The sequence below is a fragment of the Paenibacillus stellifer genome (assembly GCF_000758685.1).
Classification (GTDB): Bacteria; Bacillota; Bacilli; order Paenibacillales; family Paenibacillaceae; genus Paenibacillus_AQ; species Paenibacillus_AQ stellifer.
Window position 1 is genome coordinate 5,546,355 of record NZ_CP009286.1, and the last position, 14,720, is coordinate 5,561,074.

Below are 14,720 nucleotides of genomic sequence, written 5' to 3' on the forward strand. Positions count from 1 at the left end.
TCGCGACATGGCAAGTCCCGCATCGGCAACACTGGGCAGGAAGCCCAAGAACAAGGAATCGTCGGTTATGGATGTGTCCAAGCCAGCCAATCTGGCAATCAACATCTTCTTCTGGATCTATTCGGCAATCTGCGTCATTCCGATTCTGCTCGTGCTGATTGTCTCCTTCAGCGATGAAAAGACGGTTCTGGCTAACGGCTACAGCTTCTTCCCTCATAAACTGAGCTTGTCGGCTTATGATTTTCTGCTTAATGATTGGGTTAACATTGTGCGCTCCTACGGCATTTCGATTTTCGTTACGATTATCGGCACAGCTGCTTCTCTTCTAATCATGGCGCTATTCGCTTATCCAATATCCAGAAGGGATTTCAAGCAGCGGGGCACATTCTCGTTCATCATGGTGTTCACCATCCTGTTTAACGCCGGTCTTGTACCGTTCTATATGATGTACACCCAATACCTGCATCTGCAAAATACATTGCTCGTGCTGATCGCTCCCTATCTGGTTCAAGGCTTCTTCGTACTCGTCATGCGAACTTTCTTCATGAACTCAGTTCCGTACGAGTTGATCGAGTCGTCCAAAATTGACGGAGCGGGCGAATGGCGTATTTTCGCTCAGATCGTCCTTCCCCTGTCCCTCCCTGTACTTGCCAGCGTCGGTCTGCTGTGCACGCTGAATTATTGGAATGACTGGTATTTGAGCATGCTGTTCATTAATGACAACATCCATATCAATATTCAATACCGTATGTACAAGGCCTTGCAGGACCTGCAATTTTTAAGCTCCAACTCGGCCGCTTACTCGGCGATCCTGAGAACGAACCCCGACTACCAGCTTCCCAGCGAGACTGTGCGTATGGCAATGGCTGTTGTCGGCATCGGCCCGATCATCTTCGCTTACCCGTTCTTCCAGCGTTACTTCATCGAAGGTCTGACCGTCGGAGCGGTAAAGGGATAATGCAGGGCGCTTAAATACTGGACGTTTAAAAAAGATTCGCTTGCAGGCGAGCTCCATCCGGTTAACATCCGGTTGATCATAGCTACAAATTGTGAAACTAGGGAGGCAAACACAATGTTGAGCAAACGAAACAAACGCTTCAAGCGAGCGGTAAAGCCTTTAACGGCTGTCCTGCTTATGTCGATGGTGCTGGCAGCATGCGGAGGCGGGGGAAACAACCAGAGTAGTGACGCTTCCCCATCCGGAACAGCTTCGTCTCAGACTGGCACTAGCTCCGGCGCATCGGGCCTGAAGCCGTATGAGATCAAACTGCTCTGGGAAGGCTCGGCGCAAAAGGATACCGCAGCGATTGAAGCCAAGATCAACGAATACTTGCAGCCCAAGATCAACGCCACTGTAAAAATTACTTCGCTCGATTTTGGCCAATATGACGAGAAGATGCCGCTGCTCATCGCCAGCCGCGAACCGATGGATGTCGTGTTCACGGCACAATGGAACGGCTATGCCAATAACGTCTCGAAGGGTGCTTTTCTGGCCGTTGACGACCCGAATGGCCCTGCCGGCAATCTGTTAGAGCAATACGGCCAAGACATCATTAGTTCGCTCGACCCGACCTTCCTCGAAGGCTCTCAGATTAACGGCCACACTTACGGTATTCCAACCAACAAGGAATTGGCAGCACAAGGCGGGGTCTTCTACCGCAGCGATATTGCGGACAAGCTGGGACTTACCGAGCAGTTGAACAATGTGAAGACGATCGCCGACCTCGAACCGATCCTTAAGACTGTTAAGGAGAAGGAGGGCTCTGCTTTCACTCCGTTATTCCTGACAGGCGAAGAGAATTTCAACAGTCACTACATGGCTCAGCTGGACTATTTGGGAGATAATGCAATCGATGGATTGATCCGCAAGGACGGCGATTCTACCAAGGTCATTAGCCGTTTCGAAGATCCCGGTTATATGTCAAACCTTGATTTGACACATCAATTTTTCCAAGAAGGTCTTATTAATAAAGATGCCCCTACCACTTCGCTCGGCGTAACGGATGCCTTGAAGAAGGGCAATGTATTTATGGTTGTCGCGTCCATGATCCCCGGATACGATAAAGAAACCGCAAATGCTCTCGATATGGTAGGCAAGATCAAGATGCTCAATATCGGACCGATAACGTCATCCACAAGCGAAACTGCAGGCTCGATGCTCGCAATTTCGTCCACATCCAAAGATCCGGCCCGCGCCATGATGCTGATCAATCTGCTGCACTCCGATAAATACCTCAACAACCTGATCAACTTCGGCATCGAAGGCGAGCATTACGTGAAGGTATCCGATAATGTCATCAAGGCCGGACCTAAAGCTTCAGACTACTCTCCGGGCGTAGCTTGGGAGCTTGGAAGCCAGTTCCTCAACTATACGTATGAATCGGAAGATCCGGATAAGTGGAACGAGATGAAGAAATTCAACGCAGAAGCTCATAAATCTCCGGCGCTCGGCTTCATCTTTGACGTTGAGCCGGTCAAATCCGAGGCTGCCGTTCTGATCAACATCTCGAAGCAGTATGCCGCCGCCCTCAATACGGGAGCGATTGATCCGTCGAAGGCGCAGGAATGGTACGACAAGGAGAAGAAGAACGGACTGGACAAGATTATTGCCGAGAAGCAAAAACAGCTCGACGCTTTTATTGCCAGCAAAAAAATAAGCCGGTAACGTCCGCTTCAGCTCGATCATTTGCAACAAAAATGGCGGCACGGGGGTTCCATCCCTGTGCCGCCATTTGGCGTTCTGGTCATAACTAACTGTTTCGATTTTCGATGATGCCGGTGATCGCGCATATGAGTGCGCTTATTTGCCGCTGCCGTCCGTCCCCTGGCTGCCTTAAGATTGCTTGCCTTTCGCGAGCTGCTCCTGGGCAAGACGGATCATTTCGCGAACCATGGAACCGCCGATTGCGCCGCCGATATGTCCGGCTTCCTCCGTATTCAGACCGCCATTATAGCCTGGCTGCAGCGGCACGCCAAGCTCCCTGGCTACTTCGTATTTGACGTCGTCCGGGCGATTCGGATCAACGGCATAGCCTTCCCGCTTCATGACAGCGGCTTTAAAGCTCTGCATGTCCTGCTCAACGCCCGGAACAGTATATCTTCTCTTGCGCCTTGCCATTATGATGCACTCCCTCGATGTCTTTGTCCAATAACATGCGCGGAGTCATCCGTTTTTATCCCAATTACGCCCGATTTCGGCAGACATTAAAGAACGGCAGACGCTATTTCCCGCATCAACCGCTCTTCTCCGATCGCTTATTGCAGCAAACCGGGCTTATTCCGCCGCACTAGAATTCTCGTCGCTCTGCTCCTGCACGAACTCCGGCTTCTCCGTCTGTTCATATGCTTTCAATATCGAAGCAAGCAAGCCCGGAAAGCGTGCGTTCAAGTCTTCGGTTCGCAGGGACAGAATACGCTGAGTGCCCTGGACGCGGGTGAAGACGACTCCGGCTTCCCGAAGTGTCCGGGAGTGATGCGACAGGGTGGACTTGGCGATCGGCACATTGAAGCTGTTGCACGCCCGTTCGCCGTTATTGTAGATTTCCGAAACCACCTGCAGACGAATCGGATCGCTTAGCGCGTATAGAACGGAAGCGAGCTGAATGTCTTTGCGGTCCGGGTGATAGAGCAGTTTCATGGATCATGATCTCCTTTGCCTTGCAAATGGTGCAGGCTGGCATGAAAGTTCCTAATTGCATTTTACATGACTGCATGCTATATTTCAATTGTTCGTAATTAATCGAACTATAGAACAATGAAATATAGAGAAGGAGTGGCTGTTCCAAATGAATCAACATTCAACCGTTTCCGAACCAGCGGAAAGCCTGGACTCCCCTGTGGTAACCACTCTTCCACGGGAAGGGCTGCTCACCGCACTGTTCAGCATAGCCGTCGTGCTCGTTATTATGAATACGGCGATGTTCAATGTGGCGCTGCCCGATGTTACGGCTGCTTTCGGTATCTCGGCCTCCGCCACCTCCTGGATCGTAACCGGATATTCGATCATGTTCTCGATCTCATCCATTACCTTCAGCCGGCTGTCCGACTTCATGCCGATCCGCCGTCTGCTCACCATCGGCCTGCTGACACTCGGAGCGGCTTCGGTAGGCGGCTTCTTCAGCAGCAGCTTCTTGCTCCTGCTCATTGTGCGCATCGCACAGGCATCCGGCTCGGGCGCCGTCATCTCGCTGTCGATGGTGCTGTTCACCCGCTATGTGCCTTTGGACCGCCGCGGCAAAGCCATGGCCACCATTATGTCGGCAGTCTCGCTCGGTCTGGGCCTCGGTCCGGTGGCCGGCGGCGCCATCGTCGAATATCTCGGCTGGCACTGGCTGTTCGCGGTGACGGCGGCCGTGCTGCTGCTGGTTCCCTTCTTCCATACACTGCTGCCTAAGGAAGCGCCAAGCCAAGGCTCCTTCGACGGGCTCGGCGGACTGCTGCTCGGCATCGGCACCACGGGCCTTCTGCTGTTCCTGACGAGCGGCCTCTGGATCGGGCTGGCCGCCGGATTAGCCTCACTGGCCATTTTCGTGTTCCGCATCCGCCGGGTACCGGAGCCGTTCATCCTGCCGGCCCTGTTCCGCAACCGTTCCTATATGGTGCTGGCGCTGGTGGGGATTGCCTCCTATCTGTGCAGCTTCGCGACCTTATTCCTGCTCCCGCAGATTCTGATCCATCTCTTCGGCTTCACCGCGAGCCACGCCGGCCTGGTCATCTTCCCCGGCTCCCTGCTTGCCATTATCGTCTCTCGCAAGGTGGGACGGGTGATCGACCGCTACGGCAACGCCGGCATTCTCCTGTATGCGCCGCTGCTTGTCCTGGGCGCGACCGTGCTGTTCGCCCTGTTCGCGGGCCATTCGTGGATCGCCATCATGCTGGTCTACATGCTCATGAGCTTGTCCTTCACCAGCCTGCAGAGCGGCGTATCGAACGAAATCTCCCGCATCCTGCCGTCCGGCCAGATCGGTTCCGGCATGGGACTATTCCAGCTGCTGCAATTCGTCAGCGGCGCTTTCAGCATCGCGATGTCGGCAAGCGCACTCGAATGGCAGCATGGCCTGCCTCTGCCAGACGCGTACGCCAACATCTACTGGGGCCTCTCGGTCGCCGCGCTTATCGCGATTGTGTCGGCCTTCGCGTACCGCCGGAGCAGCCGGGCGGAGAGCCTCATCGATATGGCGGATGCTTGAGGACTTCACGTATTCCGCGAAAGGCTAACGCAAGAAAGAGGCTCCCCGCAGATCTTCACGATCTCTGGGGCAGCCTCTTTCCGCTTGCCTTCATGCATTCCGCTATTGCTCACTCTTTGCCGAGAAATCCGCTTAGCACCTGCTGATGCAGCACCGGATTAAACGATACCAGCTCGTAAGACGCGGCGCCTTCCCGGTAGAACGGATCGTTCTCCAGTACCTTCAGCAGCTCCTCCCGGCTCTCCCCCTTGGCGACAATAACACCGCCTGTACGCGGGTTGCGCGGACCGGACACGAGGAACCGGCCGCCGTCATATTGTGTTCTCAGAAATGCCCGATGCTCCTCAAGCAGCTCGTCAATCCGCTCAATCGGTGCGGTGTAGGTTAACAGTACGATGAACATTCGGCTTCCTCCTTTTGCTCATATCATCCAAACTGAGGTCTCCTCACCCCTCAAGGCGATGGATATCATTCATTAGGCGATGCTTCCGCGCTATCCTTTAATCCACGGACAAAAGCTTCAAAGCTCGGAGCCAGATACGTGATTTTATTACCATTCTCCTTGGCCACATGAATAACCTCAGGCTCGCCGTCATTGCCGGACGGGCGGTAATCCAGCATCACGACTTCATTCTCGTCAGGGCATTCCCCGATAATGACGCCGAACTCCGGATAGTCTTCATGGATGACACGGGCTCTGCTGCCCCGCTCCCCGCACAGAGAGTGGCTCTTGTCCCTGCCGATGCCGAGGAGGCCAGTGACCTCAATATATTCGCTAGAATCCGGATCGCCTACAGGGAAGTAACGTTTACGGGGAACCCCGCCGTTATGCTCTTTCATCATCTGAATATAAAAAGCGGGCAGCTTGAAGACCAGCTCGTCCTCCACCGAAGCAATCTGCTCATCCGTTGGCGGGTCGAGGCGGTATTGTTCGTCGGCCTGCTCACTGTCCTCCCAAAAATCGGCGAGATCAAGCGCTGTATCCGTATTCACAGGTAAGGCTTTCCGCTTCGCTGGCGGAGCTTGAACCGGCTTTTGCTTCTTCGCTTTCGGCTCTTCCGGCTCCTCATCCTCCGTATCCTCCAGAGCCTCCAGGAACTCCAGCGTGTCTTCATCGTCCGGCGCCAGCCGGTCTGCGGCTTTGAAGGCCCGCTTCGCTTTCCCAAACTGCTCGGTGTAGTAATAGGCGATGCCGATGCGATATTGCCAGAGCGGGTCATCCTGCCCCTCTTGTTCAATCTTCTTGAAGATGGCAATGGCTTCATCGTAACGCTTCAGATTGTTCATAGCTCTTCCCAAATGGCTGTTCAGCGCATAGTCTCTGTCCTCTTCGGGAATTTCCATAATCGCCTCGACGATTTGGTCGAATTCGTCTTCCTCATGCCAGGTTTCCAGTTGATCCAGCAAATTATCCTGCATTCCTCATGCCTCCTACTTTAACTCCTTGGTGTGATTATAGCACTTCCTGGGAGGACTTCTCCACGCGCTGCAAGGGCAAGCTGGCCGTAGCGCCTCTACAGGCAATTTTCCGGCAAAAAAAGAGATACCCTCTGCGAGTATCCCTTTCCATCTGTCATCCAGCAAGCCTGCCCTATTCCCCGAAGTTTCCTAACGAGATCATACGATCCGCATATACCCCGCCGGGTAATCACTTGTTGATCAGCTCGCCGTGCTTCGCCGTATCCGCCAGCCCCAGCGACTGCGCGGCAGAAGCTTGAATGTCATGCAAAATATCAGGATTATTCAACAGCGACACGCCGTAAGCAGGAACCATCTCTCTGATTTTCGGCTCCCAGGCCATCTTATGCTGCGGGAAGCATCTCTCGATGACCTCCAGCATGACCGAGACGGCGGTAGAAGCACCCGGTGAAGCGCCGAGCAGGGCTGCGACCGACCCGTCGGCAGCGCTGATCACTTCCGTGCCGAATTGCAGCGTTCCTTTGCCGGCAGCCGTATCCTTGATAATCTGCACACGCTGGCCCGCCACTACCAAATCCCAGTCTCCGCTCTCGGCGTTCGGGACGAACTCCCTTAAGGCTTCCATGCGCTGTTCTTTCGACAGCATCACCTGCTGAACCAGGTATTTGGTCAAAGACATGTTCTTGGCGCCGGCAGCCAGCATGGTGGTGAGGTTGCTTGGCTTCACTGACGTGATCAGATCAAACATCGAGCCAAATTTCAGGAACTTGGGCGAGAAACCGGCGAACGGTCCGAAGAACAACAGCTCTTTCTTGTCGATGACCCGCGTATCCAGATGCGGAACCGACATGGGAGGAGCGCCGAGCGCGGCTTTTCCGTACACTTTGGCATGATGCTGCGCAACAATTTCAGGCCGCTCGCACACCATGAACAATCCGCTTACCGGGAATCCGCCGATGCCTTTGCCTTCGGGAATTCCGGATTTCTGCAGCAGATGCAGGCTTCCTCCCCCGCCACCGATAAAGACGAACCTCGCCGTGTGGCGTTCTGCGGTGCCGCTGCTCACATCCCGCACTTTCAGCTCCCACGAGCCGTCGCCCATTCGCTTCATATCGTCGACTTGATGGTTGAACTTGATATCAGCGTTCCGGCTCTTCAATTGATCAAATAAGATGCGCGTTAACGCACCGAAATTGACGTCCGTCCCCGATTCGATTCTTGTCGCCGCTATCGGCTGATTCAGCGCCCGGTTCTTCATCATTAGCGGAATCCATTCCATCAGCTTGGCCGGGTTATCGGAAAACTCCATACCCTGAAACAGCGGGTTTCGTGAAAGCGCTTCAAATCGTTTCTTCAGGAAAGTGACATCCTGCTGCCCCTGTACGAAGCTCATATGAGGCACCGGTACGATAAAATCACGTGGATTCCGAATTCGGCCGCTATTTACGAGGTATGCCCAAAATTGCTTGGAGAACTGATACTCTTCATTTACCTTGACCGCTTTGCTAATATCGATGGAACCATCCGGCTGCTCCACGGTGTAGTTCAGCTCGCATAAGGAAGAATGGCCCGTGCCCGCATTATTCCATTCGTTAGAGCTTTCCTCTCCTGCGCTTGCTCGCCGCTCGAACACGGTAATGCTCCACTCCGGCATCAATTCTTTCAGCAGAGATCCCAGCGTTGCACTCATGATTCCAGCACCAATCAAGATCACATCGGTTTTCGTTTGTCGGTTGCTCATGTTTACCGTCCTTATCCCCTACGATTTGCAGGAAGGATGCAGGCGCTCCTGCTTAGGCGCCACAACAAGCCAGGTATGACCTAGTTGCACACGTTATCTGGATCTACTCATATCTATTCCTAGTGTATCACTATTGGGTTTAGATTTTAATATTTATCTAATTTTTTATGCATCTCCGTTAATAAAAAAATAAAACCTCCGGCTCCATAAATTCATGGATCGAGGGTTCTAAGGTTCATCCTATTATTTTAAAATGGCGAATTTCAGGTTCTTCTCTTTCAGATACCCGATGATCTCGGGCAGCGCCTCTACAGTCAGCCGGTCTTCATGCAACACATATACGCCTCCGGAGGCACTAACCTTATGGAAGTAATTTAGAATATCTTCCTTCCTGTCAGCATTCCAGTCTTCCGGATCGCGGTTCCACATGAGAAGCTTCAGCTGCTGCCCACCCGCGCTGGAAATAAGACTTTTATTGATCAAGCCGTACGGCGGACGGAACAAGGTAACGGGAGTATCGGTAATCGACTCCAACAGCTTGGAGGTCCTCGCTAAATTGGCGGCCTGCTCGGCAGGACTTGCCTTCGTCAGCTTACTGCTATGGTCCCAGGAATGATTGCCGATTGCCATCCCATGCTCACTCGCGTAAGCAACAGCTTCCCGGTTATGCTCGACATTCTGGCCGATGAACATAAAGGTCGCCGCCAATTTCCTGTTGGTTAAGATGTCCACAATCTTCTTCGTATACGGAGAGGGGCCGTCGTCAAAGGTTAGCGACACATAGCCCTTTGGCAGCCCAAAGAAAGGCTGCTCTGCGCCAATCTCCACGACTTCATACTCTTTATACTCCTCAGCCGGCGGCGGTGGTGCGGTCTCCTGCGGCGGTGCAGTCTCTTGCTGCACTTCAGCTATGTTCTTCACAACCGGTACCGGTTCAACCCTTATGGGGAGACTCCCGATCGATTGCGGCAAGTCTGCTTTCGTCGACTCGGTGGTTGCCGCAGCCTTCAACTCACCCATATCCCGTTTCAAGGCGTCAGCGCTATTGGCCAGCCAGTTGTCCTTAACCTGAATACACAGCAAGGCCAGCAGCCCGGCGATCATCAAATAACGCGCAGCCTTCCTTATACTGCGTGCGGACATTCGGCCGGTTCGATGCGGTTCGGCTTCATTGGCGGCATCAGCTAACGGCAGCTCAGGAACAAGCTCATACCCGGGAATCAAGGAGGACTTCAATTGCCGGATTCGCTGCAGCTGCTCCGCGAACAATTTCGTGCAAGTGAAATACAGCGTCTCCCTTACGGCATCCGTTGTTCTTACGATCGAACAATAATACGTATTTCGATAGGGGTCCCACTTCGGATAAGGGGAAAGACGCACACGATCCCCATTCAATGGGTGCAGCGCATTCAAAGAAGAATATGTCAACTCATCGATTTCCATCGCATATGAAGCTTGTGTGTCCTGATGGGTAACACCGATTCTGATCTGGAAACGACCATCCGGCACTATCCCAAGCGACAGCAACTCTATCACCTGTGTGCTATACGTTTCCATTCGTTCTCTGCCCTCAGTCTTATATTCTCGTCATTCGATTGAACTCACTCCGATGACGACACGTCATTGCTGCCTGTCTTTGGCGAGAAAGGTGCCGTCATGCGTGTGGTAAAGTCATTGACAATGTTGACCAGATACGCCTTCTCTTCTCGCTGCACTTCGAACTTCTGCTTCACATGCGTATACTCGATCTCGAGCTTGCTGATCTTCTCTTCCAGATCACTGATTTTTCTGTTCTTCTCAGCCTGTAATTCGTTATTCTTCTGAAGAAGAGCTTCATATTTCTGCCGCTCCAGCTCATTCAGACTCTTCAATTCTTCCGTTTGATCGGACAAGGCTGTCTGGAGCTCCCGGTAATCCTCCATCATCTGATCGACCTTCAGGTTCTTCTCGGTCAGCTTCCGTTCCAATTCCAGGATGCTCTTCTCGCGGTCTTCAATGACCTTATTCAAATGCTTCAGGTCCCGACTCAACCGCTCGATGTTCCCGTTCGCATAGTTTAATCGGTCCTGCAGTTCGTTATGGCTTTCCTCTACGCGCTGTTTGGCCTGGACCATCTGCTCTACGGCAAACACCAGATCAAGAGACGGCTTGTCCATATGAGATTTATTGGAAAATATGGAGTAAGCGCGCCCTTCTCCCGTCTCGGTATTGCCTGAATCTGCCAAAGGTTCCTCAAGCATATAGTCAGAGACCGTTTGTTCATTTATATCTTGCACCGTTCGCTGTTCAGAAGAGTTCTTCTTTTTGAGGAAAGGCGAAAACATATTTACCCCCCTTTTGCGGAAAAATGTCGCAAAATAGCATGCTTATCCAATCAATTATAGAATAATTACCGATATTTGGAGTGGGACTAAAGCACCTTTTTTAGCTTAATGCCGGCCTATCCGGTCCTAAAAAGTACGATTATCAAGTAGAGAATAGGAATCAAAAGGCCCAAATTCTGTTCCAAGTTGCAGTTAAGCACACGGAATCGGCTGCTTGACATTGCGTTCTGAAAGCCTCGAAAGTGCAAATTCGCATTTGTACCGCCCCCAGATCACCCATAATTAGACAGGTTGTCGTCCTCTTCTATTGGAAGCACAGCCCCATTGAATCCGCTTACAAATCGTTTTTTGTTAAACAAGTACCTATATTGGGCGGATCAACATACCGTGTAGAAAAAAAACGGATGTGTATGTGAGATATGTATGCAAATCAACGTTTGACCTCCTTCGATCCTGCCGATCACCCCGCGTCGAATTTGGAATGGTGGTACTCTTATGCTTTTCTCACAGGAAGCCTGGGCAACCATTATGCATTGGCGGTATCTTTCTTTCGGGTTGGAGAAGTGCCCCTGTTGAAAGGCCATTATCTGATCTATTCCCTAGTCCGGCTCCGCGAGGGAAAGGTCGAGACACGATCGCTGTTGGACCGCAGCCTGACCAAGCATATGATCGTTCTCTATCTTCCCTTGTATCTCCTTATGAATCCGGGGGACCGAATGATCCGGCAGCAATACGAAGAACTGCTAAAGGGAAACATGCCGGAGCCGCATGTACTCCTGACCCATGCTTCCGTACAGTCTTCCCCAACCAGGCTTCATTACGGCAATTCCCAATTCATCTTCGAAGAGAAGCCGGAGCCGCATTATCAGCTGCACATAACCGACCCCTCTTTCCAAATCCGATTGAAGTTCCGCCCTCTAAAGCCGGTATCCTCCATTGATGAGGAAGGAGCCCTGAATCGGTTCCGTTATTATTCGATAACCCGAAATCAGGTGTTCGGGGAACTCCAGCAATCCGGAATGACCGAAACGTTAACCGGGGAAGGATGGATTGACCACCAGTGGGGGCGGAATTACGGTCTTATCTCGGGAATGGGCTGGGATTGGTTCGGGCTGCAGCTGGAGGATGGGCGGGAACTACTCATCAGCAGATTGCGTCCGGCGCACTCCGGGTCACCGGATAACCCCATAGCCAAATTAATTGCTGCAGACGGTGCCATTGCGACTACAGAGAAGGTGTCACTTCAGCCGCTTAAATACTGGAGAAGTATATATTCCGGCGCCAGATACCCGGTGGAATGGGATATATCCCTTCCTGATTTTGCGATGAATCTGCATGTTGCTCCACTTCTTAATCACCAGGAAATTGCAATTATCGGACCTCTTAAAGCGATCTGGGAAGGCGCCTGTTCCGTTACGGGGGAGTCCCTTTCTCCTCAAGGTATCCGAGCAGCAATCAATGGGAAGGGGTTCACCGAGCTAGTCGGTTATGCCTCAGTCACATCGAAGAACGAATGATATAGTCCGCCGTACGCATGGCCAATGCAACTGTGGTCAGCGTCGGATTGGCGGCTCCAAGGAAGGGCAGCACGCTGTTGTCCGCGACATAAAGGCCGGAGATCCCATGGACTTGACCGTATGGATTCGTCCCGGAGGTGTCGGGATCGCGGCCCATCCGGCAAGTCCCCGATTCATGATCGCCGGCCAGAGCTTCTTGAAGGTTCAGGGAGACCATCGGCGTCTGGAGTATGGATGAAACATGCTTCACTGCTTCTTCCGCCAGCCCCAGTACCGCCAAATCCGCATCACTGTATGTAAGCTGAACCTGCGCTTCAGGCATGCCGTATTCATTCCGCACATTAGGATTGAAGAGGATTTGATTCTCAAATCTCGATTCTACGTTGCCGACTCCGGCAATATTCATTTCCAATTGCTCCTTGAAAGGAGTCTGTGTGTCATGATAGAACCGGTAACCGTTTGGGCCTCCAATTTGCACCTGAAACGGGCGCTCGCCAGTTTCGGGAATCAGTATGCCTATTGTGCCTAAAACATACGGATAATCTTTATGATTGAATGTGGCCTTCCCGATCGCGTACGAATGATTCGTCAGGTAATGGCCAATCGCTCTCCCTCGTATTCCGGAATGATACAGTATCCTCGGTGTCTCGATAGTGCTTGCACACAAGACAACATTCTTCGCTTTCAACTCGAAGGAACGTTTATCCGGCGTCATTACTTGCAGCCCTCTTGCTCTTCCCCTCTCTGTTATCACCCTTACAGCGCGTGCCAATACAGCAAGGTCATACGGCCTTGGGTTCAACGCCTGAGCAAGGAACGCAATAGAGCTGAAAAAAACGTTGGAATGAATCTCTCCATATTTGGTCGGTTCGAGGTCGGCGGCCATTGGCTCGTTCATGGCTTCGGCATATTCGCTGCTCCACAGACGGTTAAGAAAAATCTCATTGATCGGGGAGCCTTTTGTATAATAGTCCGTCACACCCATCGCCTGCTCGGCGATGCTGTAGTACAGCTCCATCTCCCGTTCCGGAACCGGCCAATCTCGGGAAGCAACAGCCGCATACATCCGCGGACTAACCACGCTCCATTTCAACGTTCTTCCTCCAAGCGCGATAACTTGTCGCAATTTTGTCCCCGGGATCGGTATTGCAAATTGGGGATCGTTATAGGCAATGTCAAGATAGTCCAGGTGATTCATGGTCTGGACATTCATGAGATTGGTCGGCAGCAGCAAATCGCCAGCTTCTACGACTCCAATCTTCTTTCCGTTATTCCCCCACTGCTGGCATAATCGCCATAGAACGGCTCCACCGCCTGCTCCAGTGCCTGCAATGAGCACATCATATTCGGTCTGACTCATTTTTTCCAATGAGGTTAATGGAATCCATTCCAGCTTCGAAACGGGGCTGCTGAACGTCTTTGAATGGTCGGGCTGCGGAACAGGCAAGGGATTGGGCATAGGACCGGGTGAGGGGAGATTAATATTCAGGCCGGCAACAGGCTGGTCCGGTCCCGAAATATGCACGTTGATCGAAATCAATTGTTCCAGCTCGATCTGGAATTTATCTGCAACCGTTCGTAATGTATCTGCCGGGCCTGCGACATAAATTCTCAAGCAGGTTCACCTTCCTCTTCGTTAAATTCCGGAGTCATCCCGTACATGTATATGCCTGCCGGTATTTTCGAATGCCCAGACTGCGGCCTATCGGGATTGCTGCGGTTGAAATACATTGAACATGGCAGGAGCGCATACACTCGGTAATAAGCCCGGAAAAAGGGAAGGAGGCATCCGATGACGATATATCCACCAATCGCCGCTGGAGCATATAGTCCATGGCGGAAACCGGAAAGGAAACGGGCATTGATTGTTCAAGGAGGATATCCGGGGCATCAACCCCAGGTGATTGCTCAAATTCTGGCTCGGATACTGACAGAGGAGCATTTTGAAGTTGAAATTTCCGATACATTGGATGTCTTTCTCGATGCGGAGAAGCTGGCCCGAACCGATTTAATCGTTCCCGAATGGACAACGGGAGAGCTTACTCCGGAGCAACTCGGCAATTTCACGAATGCCGTTCAGAAGGGAACCGGGATTGCCGGAGTGCACGGAATGGGAGATTCCTTCCGCTGTGAAATCCAGTACCACGCCATGGTTGGCGGACAGTTCCTCGCACATCCTGGAGATACCGGGGTTACCTACACGGTCCATATCGCCGATCCGAACAATCCGCTGGTCATGGGAATCTGTGATTTTACCGTAACTACGGAGCAATGGTATATGATCATCGATCCGTCTATACATGTGCTTACGACTACCTATTTCGACCGTATCAAGCCACCTCTGATATGGAGACCGGTTGTGATGCCGGTGTCCTGGATCAAGAAATACGGGGAAGGGCGTGTCTATTTTAACGCTCTCGGGCATTCTCCCGAAATCTTGCTGCTGCCGCAAGTATTGACCATGGTTCGAAGAGGACTGCTGTGGGCTGCGAGATGAACGGCTGATTTTAACTTAGCGAGAAAAGAGGGG

At 52.2% G+C, this 14,720-nt stretch carries 13 protein-coding genes; 5 read left to right on the forward strand and 8 right to left on the reverse strand.

The window, feature by feature from the left end; all coding sequences use genetic code 11:
- Positions 1-7: 7 nt before the first annotated feature.
- Together PSTEL_RS25395 and PSTEL_RS25400 are read left to right on the forward strand one after the other, a co-directional pair.
- A complete protein-coding gene (locus tag PSTEL_RS25395; protein ID WP_038699687.1) occupies positions 8-958 on the forward strand; it encodes a carbohydrate ABC transporter permease in 951 nt (316 codons plus the stop codon).
- 114 nt (positions 959-1,072) lie between these two features.
- Entirely contained in the window at positions 1,073-2,665 is a 1,593-nt protein-coding gene (locus PSTEL_RS25400) for an ABC transporter substrate-binding protein (RefSeq protein WP_038699689.1), read from the forward strand.
- A gap of 168 nt (positions 2,666-2,833) precedes the next feature.
- On the opposite strand, the gene PSTEL_RS25405 is transcribed toward PSTEL_RS25400, so the two are convergent.
- Together PSTEL_RS25405 and PSTEL_RS25410 are read right to left on the reverse strand one after the other, a co-directional pair.
- Positions 2,834-3,118, reverse strand: coding sequence for a small, acid-soluble spore protein, alpha/beta type (locus PSTEL_RS25405; protein ID WP_038699691.1), 285 nt, complete (start codon positions 3,116-3,118; stop codon positions 2,834-2,836).
- 156 nt (positions 3,119-3,274) lie between these two features.
- Positions 3,275-3,637: an ArsR/SmtB family transcription factor gene (locus PSTEL_RS25410; protein WP_038699693.1), complete on the reverse strand. Its 363-nt coding sequence runs from the start codon at positions 3,635-3,637 to the stop codon at positions 3,275-3,277.
- A gap of 148 nt (positions 3,638-3,785) precedes the next feature.
- Here PSTEL_RS25410 and PSTEL_RS25415 point away from each other — a divergent pair, with 148 nt between their 5' ends.
- Positions 3,786-5,189 (forward strand): MFS transporter, encoded by a 1,404-nt coding sequence (locus tag PSTEL_RS25415; RefSeq protein WP_052099045.1) that lies wholly within the window; start codon positions 3,786-3,788, stop codon positions 5,187-5,189.
- Positions 5,190-5,298: 109 nt separating this feature from the next.
- On the opposite strand, the gene PSTEL_RS25420 is transcribed toward PSTEL_RS25415, so the two are convergent.
- The 5 genes from PSTEL_RS25420 to PSTEL_RS25440 form a co-directional block, all read right to left on the reverse strand.
- Positions 5,299-5,592 carry a YciI family protein gene (locus PSTEL_RS25420; RefSeq protein ID WP_038699695.1) on the reverse strand — a complete coding sequence of 98 codons (294 nt, stop codon included), beginning with the start codon at positions 5,590-5,592 and terminating at the stop codon, positions 5,299-5,301.
- 65 nt (positions 5,593-5,657) lie between these two features.
- The gene (locus PSTEL_RS25425; RefSeq protein ID WP_038699697.1) at positions 5,658-6,608 is read right to left on the reverse strand and encodes an SMI1/KNR4 family protein; all 951 of its coding nucleotides are present in this window, start codon (positions 6,606-6,608) and stop codon (positions 5,658-5,660) included.
- Between the two features lie 229 nt (positions 6,609-6,837).
- Positions 6,838-8,349, reverse strand: coding sequence for a malate dehydrogenase (quinone) (gene mqo, locus PSTEL_RS25430; protein WP_038699699.1), 1,512 nt, complete (start codon positions 8,347-8,349; stop codon positions 6,838-6,840).
- 243 nt (positions 8,350-8,592) lie between these two features.
- Positions 8,593-9,744 carry a polysaccharide deacetylase family protein gene (locus PSTEL_RS25435; RefSeq protein ID WP_169744630.1) on the reverse strand — a complete coding sequence of 384 codons (1,152 nt, stop codon included), beginning with the start codon at positions 9,742-9,744 and terminating at the stop codon, positions 8,593-8,595.
- Positions 9,745-9,950: 206 nt separating this feature from the next.
- Positions 9,951-10,625: a hypothetical protein gene (locus PSTEL_RS25440; protein WP_245625033.1), complete on the reverse strand. Its 675-nt coding sequence runs from the start codon at positions 10,623-10,625 to the stop codon at positions 9,951-9,953.
- A gap of 467 nt (positions 10,626-11,092) precedes the next feature.
- Between PSTEL_RS25440 and PSTEL_RS26575 the strand changes: the two genes are divergently transcribed.
- Complete coding sequence (locus PSTEL_RS26575) at positions 11,093-12,190, forward strand: lipocalin-like domain-containing protein (RefSeq protein WP_052099048.1); 1,098 nt, start codon at positions 11,093-11,095, stop codon at positions 12,188-12,190.
- Here the strand turns inward: PSTEL_RS26575 and PSTEL_RS25450 are convergent.
- Positions 12,171-13,805, reverse strand: a complete 1,635-nt coding sequence (locus tag PSTEL_RS25450; RefSeq protein ID WP_052099053.1) for a GMC oxidoreductase — start codon at positions 13,803-13,805, stop codon at positions 12,171-12,173. The genes PSTEL_RS26575 and PSTEL_RS25450 overlap by 20 nt on opposite strands.
- Positions 13,806-14,051: 246 nt before the next feature.
- Here PSTEL_RS25450 and PSTEL_RS25455 point away from each other — a divergent pair, with 246 nt between their 5' ends.
- Positions 14,052-14,687: a ThuA domain-containing protein gene (locus PSTEL_RS25455; protein WP_038699705.1), complete on the forward strand. Its 636-nt coding sequence runs from the start codon at positions 14,052-14,054 to the stop codon at positions 14,685-14,687.
- Positions 14,688-14,720 lie beyond the last annotated feature (33 nt).

Excerpts from the sequence above, each read along its gene's own strand:
- PSTEL_RS25395 (WP_038699687.1), top strand. The coding sequence starts at position 8 with ATGGCAAGTCCCGCATCGGCAACACTGGGCAGGAAGCCCAAGAACAAG.
- PSTEL_RS25400 (WP_038699689.1), top strand. The coding sequence starts at position 1,073 with ATGTTGAGCAAACGAAACAAACGCTTCAAGCGAGCGGTAAAGCCTTTA.
- PSTEL_RS25405 (WP_038699691.1), bottom strand. The coding sequence starts at position 3,118 with ATGGCAAGGCGCAAGAGAAGATATACTGTTCCGGGCGTTGAGCAGGAC.
- PSTEL_RS25410 (WP_038699693.1), bottom strand. The coding sequence starts at position 3,637 with ATGAAACTGCTCTATCACCCGGACCGCAAAGACATTCAGCTCGCTTCC.
- PSTEL_RS25415 (WP_052099045.1), top strand. The coding sequence starts at position 3,786 with ATGAATCAACATTCAACCGTTTCCGAACCAGCGGAAAGCCTGGACTCC.
- PSTEL_RS25420 (WP_038699695.1), bottom strand. The coding sequence starts at position 5,592 with ATGTTCATCGTACTGTTAACCTACACCGCACCGATTGAGCGGATTGAC.
- PSTEL_RS25425 (WP_038699697.1), bottom strand. The coding sequence starts at position 6,608 with ATGCAGGATAATTTGCTGGATCAACTGGAAACCTGGCATGAGGAAGAC.
- mqo (WP_038699699.1), bottom strand. The coding sequence starts at position 8,349 with ATGAGCAACCGACAAACGAAAACCGATGTGATCTTGATTGGTGCTGGA.
- PSTEL_RS26575 (WP_052099048.1), top strand. The coding sequence starts at position 11,093 with ATGTATGCAAATCAACGTTTGACCTCCTTCGATCCTGCCGATCACCCC.